Origin of the sequence: Campylobacter sp. BCW_6889 (assembly GCF_001762535.1) — a bacterium.
GTDB lineage: Bacteria > Campylobacterota > Campylobacteria > Campylobacterales > Campylobacteraceae > Campylobacter_D > Campylobacter_D jejuni.
This window is the reverse complement of the sequence record NZ_MJWZ01000064.1, coordinates 67,265-84,000: the sequence shown is the minus strand read 5'-3', so window position 1 is coordinate 84,000 and position 16,736 is coordinate 67,265. Positions and strand designations below refer to the sequence as shown.

General features: G+C 31.0%; 19 protein-coding genes. 5 read left to right on the top strand and 14 right to left on the bottom strand.

Annotated features, from left to right (window positions below):
• Window positions 1-165 precede the first annotated feature (165 nt).
• The 13 genes from AJ939_RS06610 to dnaG all read right to left on the bottom strand — a co-directional run bounded on the left by AJ939_RS06610 (window position 166) and on the right by dnaG (window position 12,180).
• Complete coding sequence (locus tag AJ939_RS06610) at window positions 166-666, bottom strand: flagellar FLiS export co-chaperone (protein WP_002868879.1); 501 nt, start codon at window positions 664-666, stop codon at window positions 166-168.
• Window positions 667-721: 55 nt separating this feature from the next.
• Window positions 722-1,321, bottom strand: a complete 600-nt coding sequence (locus AJ939_RS06605) for an ABC-type transport auxiliary lipoprotein family protein (RefSeq protein WP_070275917.1) — start codon at window positions 1,319-1,321, stop codon at window positions 722-724.
• Window positions 1,321-2,211, bottom strand: coding sequence for an MlaD family protein (locus AJ939_RS06600; RefSeq protein ID WP_052834316.1), 891 nt, complete (start codon window positions 2,209-2,211; stop codon window positions 1,321-1,323). Before AJ939_RS06600 ends, AJ939_RS06605 begins: the two co-directional genes overlap by 1 nt.
• Window positions 2,212-2,213: 2 nt before the next feature.
• Window positions 2,214-2,936 (bottom strand): ABC transporter ATP-binding protein, encoded by a 723-nt coding sequence (locus tag AJ939_RS06595; protein WP_052834317.1) that lies wholly within the window; start codon window positions 2,934-2,936, stop codon window positions 2,214-2,216.
• A complete protein-coding gene (locus tag AJ939_RS06590) occupies window positions 2,937-4,046 on the bottom strand; it encodes an ABC transporter permease (protein WP_070275918.1) in 1,110 nt (369 codons plus the stop codon).
• Between the two features lies 1 nt (window position 4,047).
• Window positions 4,048-5,946 (bottom strand): transketolase, encoded by a 1,899-nt coding sequence (gene tkt / locus AJ939_RS06585; RefSeq protein ID WP_070275919.1) that lies wholly within the window; start codon window positions 5,944-5,946, stop codon window positions 4,048-4,050.
• 9 nt (window positions 5,947-5,955) lie between these two features.
• Window positions 5,956-6,801, bottom strand: a complete 846-nt coding sequence (locus tag AJ939_RS06580; RefSeq protein ID WP_002851379.1) for a polyprenyl synthetase family protein — start codon at window positions 6,799-6,801, stop codon at window positions 5,956-5,958.
• Window positions 6,798-7,892 (bottom strand): PDZ domain-containing protein, encoded by a 1,095-nt coding sequence (locus AJ939_RS06575; protein WP_070275920.1) that lies wholly within the window; start codon window positions 7,890-7,892, stop codon window positions 6,798-6,800. Before AJ939_RS06575 ends, AJ939_RS06580 begins: the two co-directional genes overlap by 4 nt.
• On the bottom strand, window positions 7,889-8,200 hold the full coding sequence (locus AJ939_RS06570) for a YbaB/EbfC family nucleoid-associated protein (protein WP_002851172.1): 312 nt from the start codon (window positions 8,198-8,200) through the stop codon (window positions 7,889-7,891). The genes AJ939_RS06575 and AJ939_RS06570 overlap by 4 nt, the downstream gene beginning before the upstream one ends.
• Before the next feature lie 3 nt (window positions 8,201-8,203).
• On the bottom strand, window positions 8,204-9,487 hold the full coding sequence (locus tag AJ939_RS06565) for a UDP-N-acetylmuramoyl-L-alanyl-D-glutamate--2,6-diaminopimelate ligase (protein WP_070275921.1): 1,284 nt from the start codon (window positions 9,485-9,487) through the stop codon (window positions 8,204-8,206).
• Entirely contained in the window at window positions 9,471-10,022 is a 552-nt protein-coding gene (locus AJ939_RS06560; protein ID WP_002855727.1) for a hypothetical protein, read from the bottom strand. The genes AJ939_RS06565 and AJ939_RS06560 overlap by 17 nt, the downstream gene beginning before the upstream one ends.
• Window positions 10,009-10,281: a NifU family protein gene (locus AJ939_RS06555; RefSeq protein ID WP_002858971.1), complete on the bottom strand. Its 273-nt coding sequence runs from the start codon at window positions 10,279-10,281 to the stop codon at window positions 10,009-10,011. The genes AJ939_RS06560 and AJ939_RS06555 overlap by 14 nt, the downstream gene beginning before the upstream one ends.
• An 81-nt stretch (window positions 10,282-10,362) precedes the next feature.
• The gene (dnaG, locus tag AJ939_RS06550; RefSeq protein ID WP_070275922.1) at window positions 10,363-12,180 is read right to left on the bottom strand and encodes a DNA primase; all 1,818 of its coding nucleotides are present in this window, start codon (window positions 12,178-12,180) and stop codon (window positions 10,363-10,365) included.
• 69 nt (window positions 12,181-12,249) lie between these two features.
• Here dnaG and AJ939_RS06545 point away from each other — a divergent pair, with 69 nt between their 5' ends.
• From AJ939_RS06545 to aroC, 4 genes are read left to right on the top strand one after another with little or no spacing between them, the layout of a single operon-like run.
• Complete coding sequence (locus AJ939_RS06545; protein ID WP_002872271.1) at window positions 12,250-13,236, top strand: CDC27 family protein; 987 nt, start codon at window positions 12,250-12,252, stop codon at window positions 13,234-13,236.
• The gene (rnhA, locus tag AJ939_RS06540) at window positions 13,223-13,663 is read left to right on the top strand and encodes a ribonuclease HI (RefSeq protein ID WP_002851277.1); all 441 of its coding nucleotides are present in this window, start codon (window positions 13,223-13,225) and stop codon (window positions 13,661-13,663) included. Before AJ939_RS06545 ends, rnhA begins: the two co-directional genes overlap by 14 nt.
• Window positions 13,650-14,324, top strand: a complete 675-nt coding sequence (gene rnc / locus AJ939_RS06535; RefSeq protein WP_002862275.1) for a ribonuclease III — start codon at window positions 13,650-13,652, stop codon at window positions 14,322-14,324. The genes rnhA and rnc overlap by 14 nt, the downstream gene beginning before the upstream one ends.
• On the top strand, window positions 14,324-15,412 hold the full coding sequence (aroC, locus tag AJ939_RS06530; RefSeq protein ID WP_070275923.1) for a chorismate synthase: 1,089 nt from the start codon (window positions 14,324-14,326) through the stop codon (window positions 15,410-15,412). Before rnc ends, aroC begins: the two co-directional genes overlap by 1 nt.
• 84 nt (window positions 15,413-15,496) lie before the next feature.
• Here the strand turns inward: aroC and AJ939_RS06525 are convergent, their stop codons facing one another.
• Complete coding sequence (locus AJ939_RS06525) at window positions 15,497-16,480, bottom strand: MnmA/TRMU family protein (protein WP_070275924.1); 984 nt, start codon at window positions 16,478-16,480, stop codon at window positions 15,497-15,499.
• A gap of 94 nt (window positions 16,481-16,574) precedes the next feature.
• On the opposite strand from AJ939_RS06525, the gene AJ939_RS06520 reads away from it, so the two are divergent.
• Entirely contained in the window at window positions 16,575-16,736 is a 162-nt protein-coding gene (locus AJ939_RS06520) for a hypothetical protein (RefSeq protein WP_002778908.1), read from the top strand.

Here is a 16,736-nt window from a genome sequence, read left to right as displayed (position 1 = left end):
CTAAATATTTATTTTAGTTTAAAGAGATCTTTTAAGATCTCGTTTGGGTTAGGCTATTTCCCTCCCCCTTTTTATTCGTAGCCTAACTCTCTTTTAAGAGTTTGGAAAATCTCTTTAAGCTAAAATATATTATATTTGCTTAAAGAGAACAAACGATTACTATTCTTATTTAAATAAATTTTTAAAATCCATTGTAGAGTTATAAATTCCAGCATTATCCATAGTTTCGCCCATGGTAATTGCGGTTGCTAATTCTGATAGAATGATTTTTATTTCATCTCTTTTATCTTGTATATAGGCCAATACACCTTCGTAATTACTTGTTTGAAGAATTAAAAGTGGATTGGCAATTTCAAATTCAAAGAGTTTTTTACCAACATAAACATTGAAAATATTTCCAAAAAGAGCTGTTCCCATGAAAGAGCAGTTTTGTATAAGTTGTGATGCTGTAGCATCAAGAGTTCTTTTTTGCATATCATCTGAATTTTCATCTATTCTTTCTAGAATGCTTTTTTCTATTTTTTTTAAAGACATATCAAGCACTTGAAGCGCTCCTATAAAATCATTTGCATCATTGATTTGAGAGCAAATTTGATTTGCTTTAAATTCATTCACGCCCTGAATTTCACCTAAGTGTTTTTTAAATATATCTAAATCACTTTTCATTGTTTACCTTTCAAAAATATTGCTAAATATTTAAAAAGCAAAAAGTGTTCCTAAATTAGGATAAGTTAGAATTTACCCAAAAAACAATCTCATTGCCAATTTTATTTAAGGCTTTTTGAAAAGCATTATAAGTAGAGCGGATATCTTTTTTTTCTATTTTTTCTTTGGTATTGAAAATTTTATGAGCTATTATTTGATTGTTTTCAAGATTTATGAAATTTACGCTTATGGAAATTTGAGCGTAGTTTTCATTGTTGCTAAGAATTTGCTCAAAAGAGTTAATCCTGCTTTCAAGAGCATAATCCGCACTTAAAGAGCTTGTTGAAGAAAGTAGGGTTGTAAAAATATTACTTTGTTCAAATTTTGACAAAATTAAAAAAGAGTAAAGATTGCTTGGTAAATCTCCCCAGAAATAATGTGCGTATTTGTTGCTAAAACCATTATCTATATAAACAATAGCTCGCGAGTTTAAATACAAAGGTACATTTGCATTACGAATTTTAAGAATTTTACCGGTTTTTTTAAAAAAAATATTTGAGTCTATTCCTTCGTCTTTTAATATGATATTTTCATTTTTATTGATGGTTTCGTGTCTTAAAGAGCATCCGCATAACATAAAAATAAAAGTTAAAATATAGAATAATTGCTTTAGCATTATTTTTCTCCTGGTCCTAGTTTAGGTTTGGTTTCTTTAAAAATCAAATCAGCAGGGCTGTTTTGTAAATTTTCTATTAGAATATTGCTTTCAATTAAAACTCGTTTAAAAAGCTCTAAATTTTGCATCAAAGATGCTTTAATATCATCATAAGTGTTTAATTTTTCATCAGCTTTTTTTATGAAATTTTTTAAAATCATCGTACTTTCTTTTATGTCTTTAAGACTGGAGTTGAAATTTTGCGCACTAAGGCTTATATTATCAGCCATTTTTCCTATTTTTAAACTTGCGTTTGAAAGATTAAGGCTTAAATTTTTAGAATTAGCGTTTAAATTTGCACTTAATTCTGCTAGATTTTGCAAAAGGATTTCTAGATTTTTAAGATTTTTTTCGCTTAAAAGTTCTTTTGATTTATCATCGGCCGTTTTAACCAAAGAAAAAATATGTTCACTTTGTCTGTCTATGGTTGCTAAAAAACTTTCTTTAAAAGGAATGACTGGAAGTTTTCCGTGGATGGATACTAAATCTTTGCTATTTTTACTTCCGCCTTGAAGTTGGACAAATTTAAGTCCTGTGATACCTTGAAGTTGCAAAGTAGCAAAGGTGTCTTCTTTTATAGGGGTATTGTTTTTGACCTTGATGCGTATGTTAACGCCGAGTTCATCTTGATTGTAAATGCTGATTTCTTCTACGCTACCTACTTCCACGCCCAAAAGCCTTACGGGTGCTTTTATGCCAAGTCCTGCAACGGATTCTTGTGTGTGAATTTCATAATACTTAAAACTTTCTTCTTTAGAGTATCCCCCAAGCCAAAGTATGAAACCAAGACTTGCAAAAAATACTCCAAAAACAAAAAGTCCTACAAAAAAATAATTTGCTCTATTTTCCACTTTTACTCCATAAATCTTTTAAAAAGTCGTTCATTTTGCAAGCGTAATTCTTCATAAGTACCGCAAAATCCAACTTTTTTATTCTCTAAAATGATAAAGCGATCGAGTAAATTTTTCATACTTTCTTTATCATGTGTAACCAAAATGATATTTAAATCAAAACTTTTTTTTAACTCTAAAACCAAATCGTCAAATTCGCGACTACTATGAGGGTCAAGTCCTGAAGTAGGTTCATCTAAAAAAAGCAATTTACTATCAAGTGCTAAAGCTCTAGCAATTGCCACTCTTTTTTGCATACCACCGCTAAGTTCGCTTGGAAATTGTTTTAAAACATTTTCGTTTAAGCCTACCATTTTTAGCTTCATTAAAACCAGTTCTTGTATGCTATTTTCATCTAAATGAGTGTATTCTTTTAAAGGAATAGCGATATTTTCATAAACATTAAAAAAGCTAAAAAGTGCAGCAAACTGAAAAACCACGCCCCATTTTTTACGCAAAGCAAGTGCATCTTCTTCGTTGATATTTTTAAGTTTATAGCCTAAAATTTCATATTCTCCACCATCAAAATGTTCAAGCATAAGCATTTGTTTTAAAAGGACGGATTTTCCACTTCCGCTACCTCCTAAAATACCAAAAATTTCGTTTTTTTTGATTTCAAAACTTACGCCATCATGGACGATTTTTTCTCCAAATTTTGTAATGATATTTTGTGCTTTAATAATCATTTAAATTCCTGCAGAAGTTAAAACAACAGAGAATAAAGCATCAAAGGCTATCACCCAAAAAATAGCATTTACAACGCTTTTTGTTGTATAAATTCCTATGCTTTGTGTAGTGTTTTTTACCTCAAAACCACGAAAACAAGCAATAAGTCCTATTAAAAATCCAAAAATAGGTGCTTTTGCAAGTCCTATAAAGATATGTTTTATATCTACAGCTTCTCTAAAACGTCTTAAAAATTCAGCAAAAGAAATATCAAGATTTAATTTTGCAACCATCATTCCGCCTATAATACTGATCGCATCGCTAATGGCAACGATTAAAGGCATAGCCACTACCAAAGCCATAACACGCGGAATAATAATAAATTCAAAAGAACGAAAACCCATAGTATTCATAGCTGCAATTTCATCAGTAATTTTCATCACTCCAATTTGTGCGGTATAAGAACTTGCACTTCTTCCTGCGATCACTATGGCAGCGATTAAAGGTGCAAGTTCTCTAGTGGCTGAAATTCCCATCAAATCCACTATGAAAATATTGGCTCCAAATTGTGCGAGTTGATAAGCGGCCTGATAGGCTAAAACCACTCCTACTAAAAGAGCGGTTAAAATAACTATAGGCAAGGCTTTGAAAGCAGAATTTTCTATATGATATAAAAAAGCAATAAAGCGAAAATTTTTAGGATTTTTAAGGCATAAAAAAAGACTTGTGAAAAAAGCTCCTGTGAAATTGATGAATTTTCTTAAAATTTTTAAAAGTTCTAAACTTAATTTTCCAAGATCGATAAAGTATTCACTGAAATTTTTATGCGATTTTTTTGTTTTGCTTAGTCTTTGGTAGTTTTTTTCGCAAAGTTCAAAAAGAGTTTGAAAGCGTGAATTTAAGCCTTCTTTGGTGATTTTAATATTTTTATCTTTAAGATCATTTTCCAAAGCAAGGAAAAATCTCACTCCAGCGGTATCGATTTCTTTTAGATCTTTAAAATCAAAAATCACTTCCTTGCTTTGAATCAAAGCTAAAAAATCTTTTATTTTTAACTTATAAATACTTGTTTTATCCCAAATTCCAAAGATAAAAAGAGTGTTATTTTGAAATTTGAAATTTGCATTCATTTTATTTGCTAAGGATAAAATTTACAAGCTTTGAAACACTAAATCCAAAGTGTTCAAACACATCTTTGTCTTTACCACTTTCTCCAAAACTTTCTATGCCATACACTTTGTGGCAAAATTTATAAAGTTCATTAGAATGCGCTGCTTCAACACCTATAACTTCACCTTTTAACAATCTTTCTTGATAAGCTTTATCTTGTTTTTCAAAAAGTTCAAAACAAGGCATGGAAACAACATTACAAGCAAAACCTTGTTTTTCAAGTTCGTTTGCACTTTCTAGACAAAGCCAAACTTCGCTTCCGCTCGCTAAAAGTGTAAATTTAGCATCTTTGCTTTCTTTGAGTAAATACGCTCCGTTTTTTACATCTCCAAAAATAGGTTCATTTAGAGCTTTGAGTTTTTGGCGTGAAAGCACAAAAGCACTTGGAATATCAGCATTTAGGGCTATTTGCCAAGCTTTCACATTTTCTACCCCATCAGCAGGCCTAAAGGTTAAAAAATTTGGCATAGCTCTAAAAGTGCTAAGTTGTTCTATAGGCTGGTGTGTTGGGCCATCTTCGCCCACGCCTATGCTATCGTGCGTGAAAATGAAAAAATGTTTGATTTTCATTAGGGCTGCTATTCTTGCGGCAGGTTTTAAGTACTCACTAAAGATGAAAAAAGTTGCCGAAAATGGTAAGAAAATTCCATATCTTGCAAAAGCATTGTTAATCGCTGCCATAGCGTGTTCTCTGATGCCAAAATGGATATTTTTACCTTCTACAAAGTCTCCCATGCCGTGAAGTTCTGTTTTGTTTGAAGGGCCTAAATCCGCACTTCCACCTAAAAATCCTTCTAAATTTTTAGCTAAAACATTTAAAATTTCACCATTACTATCTCTTGTAGCAAGATCTTTTCCTTTAAAATCAGGATAAGCTATCTTGCTAAAATCGGGATTTAATAGCCTTTCTAAAAGTTCTTTTTTACCACTTTTTTCAAGTTTATCTTTCCATTTTGCTTCTTCTAAATCCCCAAGTTCTACAGCGCTTTCAAAGCGGATTTTGCTTGCTTGTGGGATATGAAAACTGATATTTGGATCAAAACCTGCTTGTTCTTTGGCTTTTTTAATCACTTCTTCGCCCAAAGGTGCGCCATGGCTTTTATGACTGCCTTCAAGCTCTCCTGCACCCTTTGCTATAGTTGTTTTTGCGATGATAAGACAAGGTTTTGTGGATTTTTTAGCTTGTTCTAAGGCTTTATTAATTTCTTCATAATCGTGTCCATTTATACTTAAAACTTCAAATCCTTGTGCTTCAAAACGCATTTTTACATTTTCGTTAAAGGCTAAACCTACATCGCCTTCTATGGAGATATTGTTGCTATCATAAATGAGTATGAAATTATCAAGTTTGTGAAGTCCTGCTAAAGAACAAGCTTCATAAGAAATGCCTTCTTGTAAATCCCCATCTCCGCAAAGACAATAAATTTTATGATCGATTAAATCACTACCTAGCAAATTTTGCGCTTTTTTTGCTGCCATAGCAAAGCCTACAGCGTTTGCAACGCCTTGTCCTAAAGGGCCTGTAGCGATTTCTACTCCAAGAGTTGAAATTTCAGGGTGTCCTGGGGTTTTAGAATGAAGTTGGCGGAAATTTTTAAGATCTTCTAAGCTTAAATCATAGCCACTTAAATGTAAAAAACTATAAAGCAAAGCACTTGCATGTCCGCCTGAAAATACAAGTCTATCACGGTTTAGCCAAGTGGGATTTTTAGGATTGTGTTTTAAATGATAACTTAAAACACTTAAAATATCTGCTAAACCCAAAGGTGCACCTGGGTGTCCTGAGTTTGCTTTTTGCACCATATCGGCACTTAAAAATCTTAGAGTATTTGCCTGTTCTTGTAAAATTTGAATGTCCATTTTTTGCCTTTATAAGTATTGAATTATTAAATTTTGTATCATTTGTGCGAGTTTTTCATTAAGTTTTTCTAAGTCTTGTTCGCATTCACTAAGAAGATTTTCTTTTGTTTTTATGGCTTGTTCAAGTCCAAGTAAATTGACAAAAGAATTTTTATGAATATCGTTGTTAGTAGGCTTTCCGCTTTGTTCTTGACTTGTGGTTACATCGATAATATCATCATTGATTTGAAAAATCAGTCCTAGTTTTAAACCAAGTTTGTAAATTTGATTGCTTTCTTCGTTGTTAAGTTCGCAAATTTCACAACCCATTTTTAAAGCTGCAGCGATTAATCTTGCGGTTTTGTGTGTATGTAAAAACTCAAGTTCATTTAAACTCAGTCTTTTGTCTTCAAAGAAACAATCAATAGCTTGTCCTATGACCATTCCATTAAGTCCTGCATTAAAGGCAAGGGTTTTGATGAGTTTGATTTTGATTTCATCTTTTAAATGAGCATGACTTAGAACTAAAAAAGCTTCAGTATTTAAAGCATCGCCCACTAAGATGGCTGTAGTTTCATCGTAGCTTTTGTGTAAGGTTGGAATTCCTCGTCTAAAATCCGCATTATCCATAGCGGGTAAATCATCGTGTATGAGTGAATAAGTATGGATAAATTCCAAAGCTAAAGCCACATCTAAAGCTTGATTTAAAAGTTCAGGTTTATTGCTTTGTACCACGCTTAAAAGCAATTGTGCACGAAAATGCTTTCCTCCAGCTTTTAGCATAAGGGCTAAAGCTTCATTAAAAAAAGGATGAAAACTTTCAACTTTAGGTAGATTTTTTTCTAAGTGATGGATAAAAAGTTCTTTTAAATTCACTTAGTAAGCCTTATGAAAAATTGAAATTTACCATCGCCACCTGAGTTGGCATTTCCGCCTAGTTCATTGTTGAAATTTGATAAAGGTAATTTAGTACTTTTGCGTTCAATCAAGATGCTAAAGTCATTACCAGCGCTTAAAATATTTTGTAATTCTTTAAAATTATTTAAAATAATATTATTAACGCGTAAAATTTTATCTCCTACCATAAATCCTGCATTTGATGCTTTTGATTTTGGATCTATTTTAGTTATAACAAGACTAGTATTAACCGTTAAACCAAGATTGCTTGTGAAATTTGTAATTTTTGGTTTTGGTTTAGAATTAGGAAGATTAAATTTGCTCAAATCTTTTGCAAAAACTTCAGTAGAAATATTTAAATCCATATTATCACGCAACACTTGAAAATAAAGAGTGCTTCCGCGATCTGCAAAAAGAATTTTTTCATTGAGTTTTCTTAAATCATTGGCGGGCAAGCCATCAACACTTATAACTTGATCATTGATTAAAAATTGTGGATTTTTTCTTACATTGTTAACATAAATTTTATTTTCTCGAACAACAAAATCAACGCCAATATCCCCCCAATAAACATCGTTATATTTCATAAAATGTTTTAAATAGCGATTGCCTATAAAAGAGCTATTATTTAAAGCAATCCCCATCATTTCACAGCATGGAGTCCCTAAAAGTCCTATTTTAGAATTAAAATCAAGTTGATCTTTTTCATCAATATTTTGAGCTAAATACTTAATATGCCCTATATAAGGTTTATTAGGATCCCAAATTCCAACCCAATCATTACGAGTAAGTTTTTCTTCATCACCCATAGGAGTAGGGATTAGGCTAAAGTCAGTTCTTACAAGATATAAATTTAAAAATGGATCGTATTTTACATATTTGTTAAGCTTAGTATTAGGCTGTTTTAACACAGCAAGTAAATTTTCACTGAGTGCAAAAGCTGGCATTCCTTCATAGTTAAGCATGCTTGCCTTATTTCTTTCATAACCTGCTAAAAAATCTTCAAATTTAGGTCTTTCTATACCAAAAGACAAAGTAAAAAGCATGCAAATAATTAAAATTTTTTTCATAATTTCATACCTCCAAAACCGCCTAAAACATCATTTGCCATACTGGAACGATTTTGCGCAACCATGGCTAAAACATCATTAATTGCAGAAATAAGTAAAATTTGCAAGGACTCTTTATCTTCAAGTAAAGAATCATCAATGCTAACATCGATAATTTCACCCTTTCCATTAGCACTTACTTTAACAAGTCCTGCTCCACTTTTGGCGCTAAATTCACGATTTGCAAGTTCTAGTTCTATATTTTTTGCTTTTTCTTGAACTTGATTTAAAAGTTCGCCCATTTTAGAAAAATCCATATTTTCAAACATTGATTATCCTTGATTTTTTAAAATTTCATTAACAACTACTTTATCACTAAAAGGATATTTTATCCCTTTAATTTCTTGAGTAGTTTCATCACCTTTGCCTAAAATAACGACTAAATCGTCATTTTCTTTTAGTTCTAAAGCTTTTTTTATAGCTTCTTTTCTATCTTCTATCATTAAAACTTTTTCTTTTTTAGCAAAGCCTGATAAAATTTCTTCCATGATGGTTTTTGGTTCTTCGCTACGTGGATTATCACTTGTAATGATAGCAATTTTTGCAAAATGTTCGACGATTTTTCCCATTAAAGGGCGTTTGGTTTTATCTCTATCTCCACCTGCTCCAAAAACAACGATGAGTTTTTTATTTTTAAGAGTGTCAAGTACTTTTTCAATGCCATCAGGTGTATGAGCAAAATCCACAATCACACCTTTTGCTACTTGTTCTACTCTACCACAAACTCCGCCAAATCCACTGATAGCTTTTTCCAAGTCTTTTAAATCAGGCTTTATGAGTTCATTCACACAAGCACTAGCAACTAAAAGATTATAAAGATTAAAAAGTCCTAGTAAGGGCGAGTCTATGTGAAAAGTTTGATTTTTATTTGTTACAATAGCACTAATGCCTTCTTCTAAAGAATAAGCTTTGATTTGATATAAAGCAGGATTTTCTATGCCATAGGTAAAAGCGTTACGCACATTAAATTTAATAGCCAAAGCATCTTTATTGATAAATTTTAAACTCTCATCTGTAAAAAAAAGTTCTTTTGCTTCTTTGTAATTTTCAAAAGTACCGTGAAAATCTAAATGATCTTGAGTGATATTGGTAAAAATTTTAGCAACAAATTTTAAGCCTTCGATACGGTTTTGAACGAGTGCGTGTGAGCTTACTTCCATGATGAAAAAATCACATTTTTTTTGAGTAGCTATTTGTAGGTACTCTAAGGTTTTAAGAATAGGGGAGGTGGTTAAGGATTTTTCATCAATTTGTTCATCGTTGATAAAAGCTCCTCTTGTCCCGCAAAGCCCGCATTTATAACCTAAATCCAATAAGATAGAATAAATCGCTGCTGCGGTTGTGGTTTTGCCATTGGTTCCTGTGATTCCTATGATTTGAATCTTTTCATCGATTTTTAAAAGTTTTTTACACTCATTTACATCAATGATTTTTGCACCTTTTTCTAAGGCTTGAGCGTGAAATTTAGCATTTTGTGTGGTTTGTAAAAAAAAGCATTCTTTTTCACACTCTAAGGTATTATCTGTAATGAATGAATTTTCAAGTTTTAATTTCACTTTTAAATCCTATGAGTTTTTCTTGGAGTTTGATAAATCTATCATTTGCCCAAAAATGAGGCATAACATTTTCTATATAATTTAAAGTCATATCTTTATAGCCATTATCAAGTAATTTTTCCAAAAAATCTAAAAAATCATCACGATTATCAATAACTAATTTAGTGCTATTAATGATATTTTCAAAACTTTTTTGAAAGCCAAGTTCTTCTTCGCTTTTTAAAAAATCTTGATAATTTAGTGCATGCCCATCTTCAAATTCGTTTTCCTGTTTGTTTTCTTGTTTTTTAAATTCAATTGTACTTAAAATTTCTTCTAAGTCTTTATCAATGCTAGAGATTTTGTAATGTTCTATATAAAAATCAAAAAGTAAAGAAGCTTCTTTAGGAGATTTTAAAGCAAGATCGCAAAGACAGATAAAATTTAGCAAGCGTTTATTTTTGCGTTTTTCATAAGCCATAGAAAAATACATTTTTGCAGTTTTAAAATCTTTTTTGTAAAAATGTTCAATTCCAAGTTTTTTATAATTTTGCAAATTCGTCTGCTCCGCCGTTTAAATTAATTATAGTGATTTCTGGATGAATATCAATCTTAAGTTGCCTTTCAAGACCGTATTTTAGCGTCGTTCCACTCGATGCACAGCCTTTACAAGCTCCTATTAAATGGACATAAACAATCCCATTTTTAATTCCTAAAAATTCAAGCCCTCCGCCATCACGTTCAAGCATAGGCAAGCTCTTTTCTAAACTTGCTTTAACAGGATTTATAAGCTCTTCATCACTAAAAGGCATCATAATTTATCCTTAAAAATTTTTATATACTTTAGCGTGATTGTGTTTAAAAAAAGGTAAATTAAGGCTTGAAATTTAAATAAATTAAAAAGGTTCATCATTATCTTGTGTGCTAAATCCTAAATCATAAGCTGTAAAGTTTTTGTTACCAAAAATTCCATTTAAGTTTCTAAATGATTGTTGCAGAATTTCTTCGTTTTTTTCATATTTTAAGAAGTTTAAATATTCTTTTAAAAAATTATTTAATTCTTCGGTATTTAAATTTTTAATTAGAAGATTTAAATTTTTATCAATAAGCGTAAAAAGTTGTTTTTTTAATGCGAGTGTAGAATTTTTAATTTTTACATTGTTTAAAAAAGCTAAATTAACCTTGCAAACACCTAACAAGAATTCGCTATAGTTTAAATTTTTTCGAATATTTTTACTTTCAAATTCTCTAATATCACTATCTTCATAACCTTTTTTTTCTAAAATTTTATCCAATAAAATCTTATGCTTAAAACAAACACTATCACTAATTTGCTTAAAATCGTTACATATATCTGGATGCTGTTTTAAAAAAGCTATAAGTTCTAATTCTGCAATGTGAATTTTTTCTTTAGGAAAATTGTATTTATTTTGAGAAATTAAAGGGGTTTGTATGGTTTTTTTTGAATTTTGCGATAAGACAATAAATTTTTCATCCACTTTTAATAAATTTGAAACTAGACTAGTGTAAGAATTTGCCACTAAAGGTTCAAGATTAAAGGTGAATTTTTGTATAGTTTCTAAAGCTTTTTGTTTATCAAGAGCAGAAATTATGGAATGAGTGGATATTAAGCGTCTGATATAAAATTCACCAAGCTCTATTCCTTCATCGAGTATATCATGAAGTTTTGTGCTTTCATTTTTTGCTACGAGCTCAGCAGGATCTTTTCCACCTTGCAAAATTGCCACTTTACCGTCTATTTTGTTTGTGCTTAATAAAAATGCAGATCGTGTCGCAGCTTTTAATCCTGCTTCATCATTGTCAAAACATAAAATCACTTTTGCATCATAACGGCGGATTAAGGGTAGATGATGTTCGGTTAATGCTGTTCCAAGAACTGCTACAGCATTGTTAAACCCTGCTTTGTGAAAAGCTATTGCATCCATGTAGCCTTCACATACTATTATTTCTTTTTTTTTGGCTATATTTTCTTTAGCGATGTTAAAAGCATAAAAAATTCTGCTTTTATCAAAAAGTATATTTTGGGGTGAATTTACATACTTTGCCGGTACATTGGGATTTAAAGTACGCCCTCCAAACCCTACCAATAAGTCTTTATGATCGTAGATTGGAAAGGTGATACGCCATATAAAACTTGCGTAAAATTCATTATTTTCATCTTTTTTTAAAGCTCCAACACTCATAGCATCTTCTAAAGGAATTTTTTGATTTTGCAATAATCTTATACTATCTTCACTTGCTCCTGCAAAACCTAATTCGAATTTGGCTATATCTTTGTCATTTAAAGCTCTTTGGTAAAGATAGGTTAAGACTTCTTTGTGGTGTTTGAGATTATCTTTAAAATACGCATTTAAGCTTGGTAGTATAGACTTTAGCTCTTTTTTATTTTCTTGTTTTTCTTTTGTATAACTTAAAGTAAAATTACTAAGGCTTGCAACTTTTTCAACTGCATCGGCAAAACTTAATTTTTCATAATCCATTACAAATTTAAAAGCATCTCCACCAGCTTTGCAAGCAAAACAATGATAAAAACCTTTGGTAGGATTGATATGCATAGACGGGTTTTTATCTGCATGAAAAGGACAGATACATACAAAACTAGAGCCTTGTTTTTTTACTTCAATATAATTTTCTATAATATCAACAATATTAAGTCTTTGGGATAAATTTTCTATACTTTCTTTAGTTATCATTTTACAAACCTTGTTAAAATTATACAAAGATTTGGCTATAATTTGGCATAAAATTTTTAGAGCGAGACTATGGATTTTTTCTTTGTAGAATACAGAGACCCTTTAGTAGGGCTTATAATTTTAACCATTTTAGTATTTGTTGTAGCTGTTGCAAATTATATTTGGAAAATATTTGCTAACAAAGATGAAGAACAAAAGCTTGAAAAATTTATAAAAAAATTTGAAATGGATAACGCTCATAAAGAGTTGTTAAGAAATAGTAGCTTGAGTTTTGGAAATTTAAGTTTTTTGGCTGAAATTTTTACTAAAAGCGGGGAATTTGAAAAAGCAACTCAAATTTATTTGATTGCTCTTGAAAAATGTAAAGATAAACAAGAAAGAGAATTTATTTTCCTTTCTTTAGCAAAAGTTTATTTTAAAGCAGGATTTTTAGAGCGTGCAAAAGAAGTTTTATTACAAGCTTTAAAACTGCGTCCAAGAAATATACAAGCCTTAAAACTTTTAAAAATTGTTTATTTAAAACTTCGTTCTTATAAAGAAAATTTAGAACTTTTAGAATGTCTTTTTGAGCTTAATGAAGATGTACAAAAAGAATATGATTTTATCAAAGCTTTAGAACTTTGTACTTTTAATATCACTGATGAAGAAAAAAAGAAAAAACTTTTAGAATTTAAAATAGAAGATAATCCTATGTTAGGGCGTTTAGTTTTTGAAAAATATCATATGTTTTTAGGGCAAAATTTTTTTGATATTTGTGATTTGCTTTATAGAGAAAATGAAGCGTTTAATTTAGAAAATCAAGATTTTTTAGAATTCTTTTATGCTTTGGGTAAAATTTCAAAGCATGATGATACCCATCAGTTTGTTTTTAAAAATTCTAATTTTAAAATGTTAAAAATTTTAAAAGATAATTCTTTTAATGCGGGGTTAGAATTTTCATATCGTTGTTCTGAGTGTAAAAATGTTATGCCTTTGTTTTTTTATCACTGTCCTGTTTGTTATGAGTTTAATACTTGTAAAATTATTTATGAAGTGAAAAACAATGAAACACATTGAAATTTATACAGATGGCTCATGTCTTAATAATCCAGGTTTTGGCGGATGGGCTTATATTTTGCGTTATAAGGAGTATCAAAAGGAAGGTTTTGGAGCTGAGGCTAATACCACTAACAATAGAATGGAGCTAATGGCAATTATTGAATCTTTGAAGGCTTTAAAAGAGCCTTGTGAAATTTCGCTTTTTACAGATTCTAACCTAATGGTTCAAAGTATTAATGAATGGCTAGAAGGATGGATAAAAAAGGATTTTAAAGGTAAAAAAAATATAGATTTATGGAAGGAATATATTAAAGTGGCAAAATCTCATAAGATTAAGGCTTTTTGGGTAAAAGCACATAATGGACATTTGGAAAATGAAAGATGTGATACATTGGCGCGTGAAGCTGCTTTGAAAATTGCAAGGGAAAATGATGAAAAACATTGAAAAACTAGAGCAGAGTTTAACTTATGAATTTAAAGATAAAAATCTTCTTATACATGCTTTAACCCATAAAAGTTTTAAAAAATCTTACAACAACGAACGCTTGGAATTTTTAGGTGATGCTGTGCTTGATTTAGTTGTGGGTGAATACCTTTTTCATAAATTCGCTAAAGATGCCGAAGGAGATTTATCTAAGCTTAGAGCGGCTTTAGTGAATGAAAAGTCTTTTGCAAAAATTGCAAATAGTTTAAATTTGGGCGATTTTATTTTTATGAGTGTTGCTGAGGAAAACAATGGAGGAAAAGAAAAGCCTTCTATACTTTCAGATGCGTTAGAAGCCATTATAGGTGCTATACATTTAGAAGCTGGGTTTGAGTTTGCAAAAACTATTGCTTTAAGGCTTATAGAAAAAAATTTCCCTCAAATTGATGCAAAAATTCTTATAAAAGATTATAAAACAAAATTACAAGAGATTACACAGGGAAAAATCGGACAAACTCCGCAGTATGAAACAGTGCGTGCTTTTGGTCCTGATCATTTAAAGCAATTTGAAATCGCTTTAATGCTTGATGGTAAAGAACTTGCAAGAGCTATTGCGGGAAGCAAAAAAGAAGCACAGCAAATGGCAGCAAAAATTGCACTTGAGAAATTAGGAGCTTTATAGTGAATACCTTTGGTACGAGATTGAAATTTACAAGTTTTGGTGAGTCTCATGGTGTGGCTGTTGGATGTATTATTGATGGAATGCCTGCTGGAGTTAAATTTGATGAAGAATTTTTACAAAATGAGCTTGATAAACGCAAAGGCGGAAGTAAATTTGCAACACCAAGAAAAGAAAGCGATAAAGCTCAGGTTTTAAGTGGGGTTTTTGAAGGATATACAACGGGTCATCCCATAGCTATAGTAGTTTTTAATGAAAATGCTCATTCTAAAGATTATGATAATTTAAAAGATCTATTTCGTCCTGCTCATGCGGATTTTACTTATTTTTATAAATATGGCATAAGAGATCATAGGGGTGGGGGTAGATCAAGCGCTAGGGAAAGTGTTGCTAGAGTGGCTGGTGGTGCAGTTGCAGCGATGCTTTTGCGTGAATTTGATATTTGTGTTCAAAGTGGTGTTTTTGGAGTAGGAACTTTTGTATCAAATTTGAAAGAAGAAGAATTTGATTTTGAATTTGCTAAGAAAAGTGAAATTTTTTGCCTTGATCCAAAACTAGAAAGTGACTTTAAAAATGAAATTTTAAATGCTAGAAATTCAAAAGATAGTGTAGGCGCTGCTGTTTTTACAAAAGTTAGTGGTATGCTTGTGGGACTTGGAGAAGTTCTTTATGATAAGTTAGACTCTAAATTAGCTCATGCTTTAATGGGAATTAATGCTGTTAAAGCAGTTGAAATAGGCGAAGGTATTAATGCAAGCAAAATGCGCGGATCGTGTAATAATGATGCTTTAAAAGATGGTAAGTTTTTAAGCAATCATAGCGGAGGAATTTTAGGAGGAATTTCAAATGGAGAAAATCTTATTTTAAAAACTTATTTTAAACCTACTCCTTCTATTTTTGCCAAGCAAGAAAGTATAGATAAATTTGGCAATAATTTGGAATTTAAACTCAAAGGTAGGCATGATCCTTGTGTAGGTGTTAGAGGAAGTGTTGTAGCTAGTGCTATGGTGCGTTTAGTTTTGGCTGATTGTTTGCTTTTGAATGCGAGTGCGAATTTAAACAATTTAAAAAATGCTTATGGATTAAAATAAAAAAGCCCATTTTCATGGGCTTGATTGCAATATTTTGAAAAGATTCAAATACTATATCGCTTGTTTTGCTAAATACTTTATACTTTAACTAATAAAAAATTTATTAATATCAGCCTTATTTTCAAAAGCTATACTTGTATAAGCTTGATTTTTAAATTTAAGTTCATAGCTTTTTCCTGCTTCGTGTTTAGTATAGGTAAGGGCTATTTTTAAGGCAAGTTCTAAGTCTTTTTCTGAAATTTTTTCATCTACCAAAGAGTAAGCTCCGATTAAATCCCCAAGTTCTATTACTTCATATTTAGAAGTTTTTAAACCTTTTAAAAGAGTATTTTCAAGTTCATTTCTACCTATGATCATTTTAGCTCCATTGGGCAATCTTAAATGACGACCATATTTTAAAAGTTGTGCGTCATTAACCTGCATATCTTTGTCAAATTCTATGAAATCTCGAATTTTTTTAGCAAAACTATCAAGAGTTAGCAAACAACCTCCACCTGGACTTTCAAAGTCTTCTAAGCCAAATTTAGCTGCAAGTTCAAGTTGTCTTTTGCGACTTCTTCCACTAATACCTTCGAGTTTTTCTCTATCTACCCAACCTTCTCTTTCGGGTTTGGTTAGTGGTAGGTTTTTTGCACACATAGGACGCAAGATTAAATCTTCTTCATCAAGGGCAAGTTTTTTAACCTTTGCCATCGCATCACTTCTTTGACTCATAGGGCGTTGTCCTAAAACTTCTCCTGTGATGATAAAACTTGCATTTTCTTCTTTTAACATAGCAAGAGCAGTTTTAAACATAAAAGCATGACAATCTATACAAGGATTAAAATGTTTGCCATAGCCATATTGTGGATTAAAAAGCACTTCTTGAAGATAGGAATTTCTTACATCTATCATTTCAAAATCCGCACCCACCATTGCCGCACGCTTTTTCATGATTTCGCTTTTATCGCTTGTGCTTCCAAAACCTATGTTGATATTTAGGGCTTTAACTTCTATGCCTTGCGCAGTGATGAGTTTCATTGCAAGCATACTATCAAGCCCGCCGCTAAAAAGAGCTAATGCTTTCATTGATTCCTTTCTGAGATTATAAAGTTTTTTAAGATTTTGTCGATTATAAAAGGTATAATTTTAACTAAAAAATCTTTAAAATAAGGATTGGAAAGTGTTAAAAATAATTTTGGTTTTAAGCATTTTGAGTTCTTTTGCTTTTGCAAATTCTTGTGCTAACTACGAGCAAGAACTTAAAAAGTGTAATTCTTTAAAAAATTCACATGAGAGAAAAATGTGTCGTTTAGGTTTATTTGCAAAATGTAAAAAAGGATAA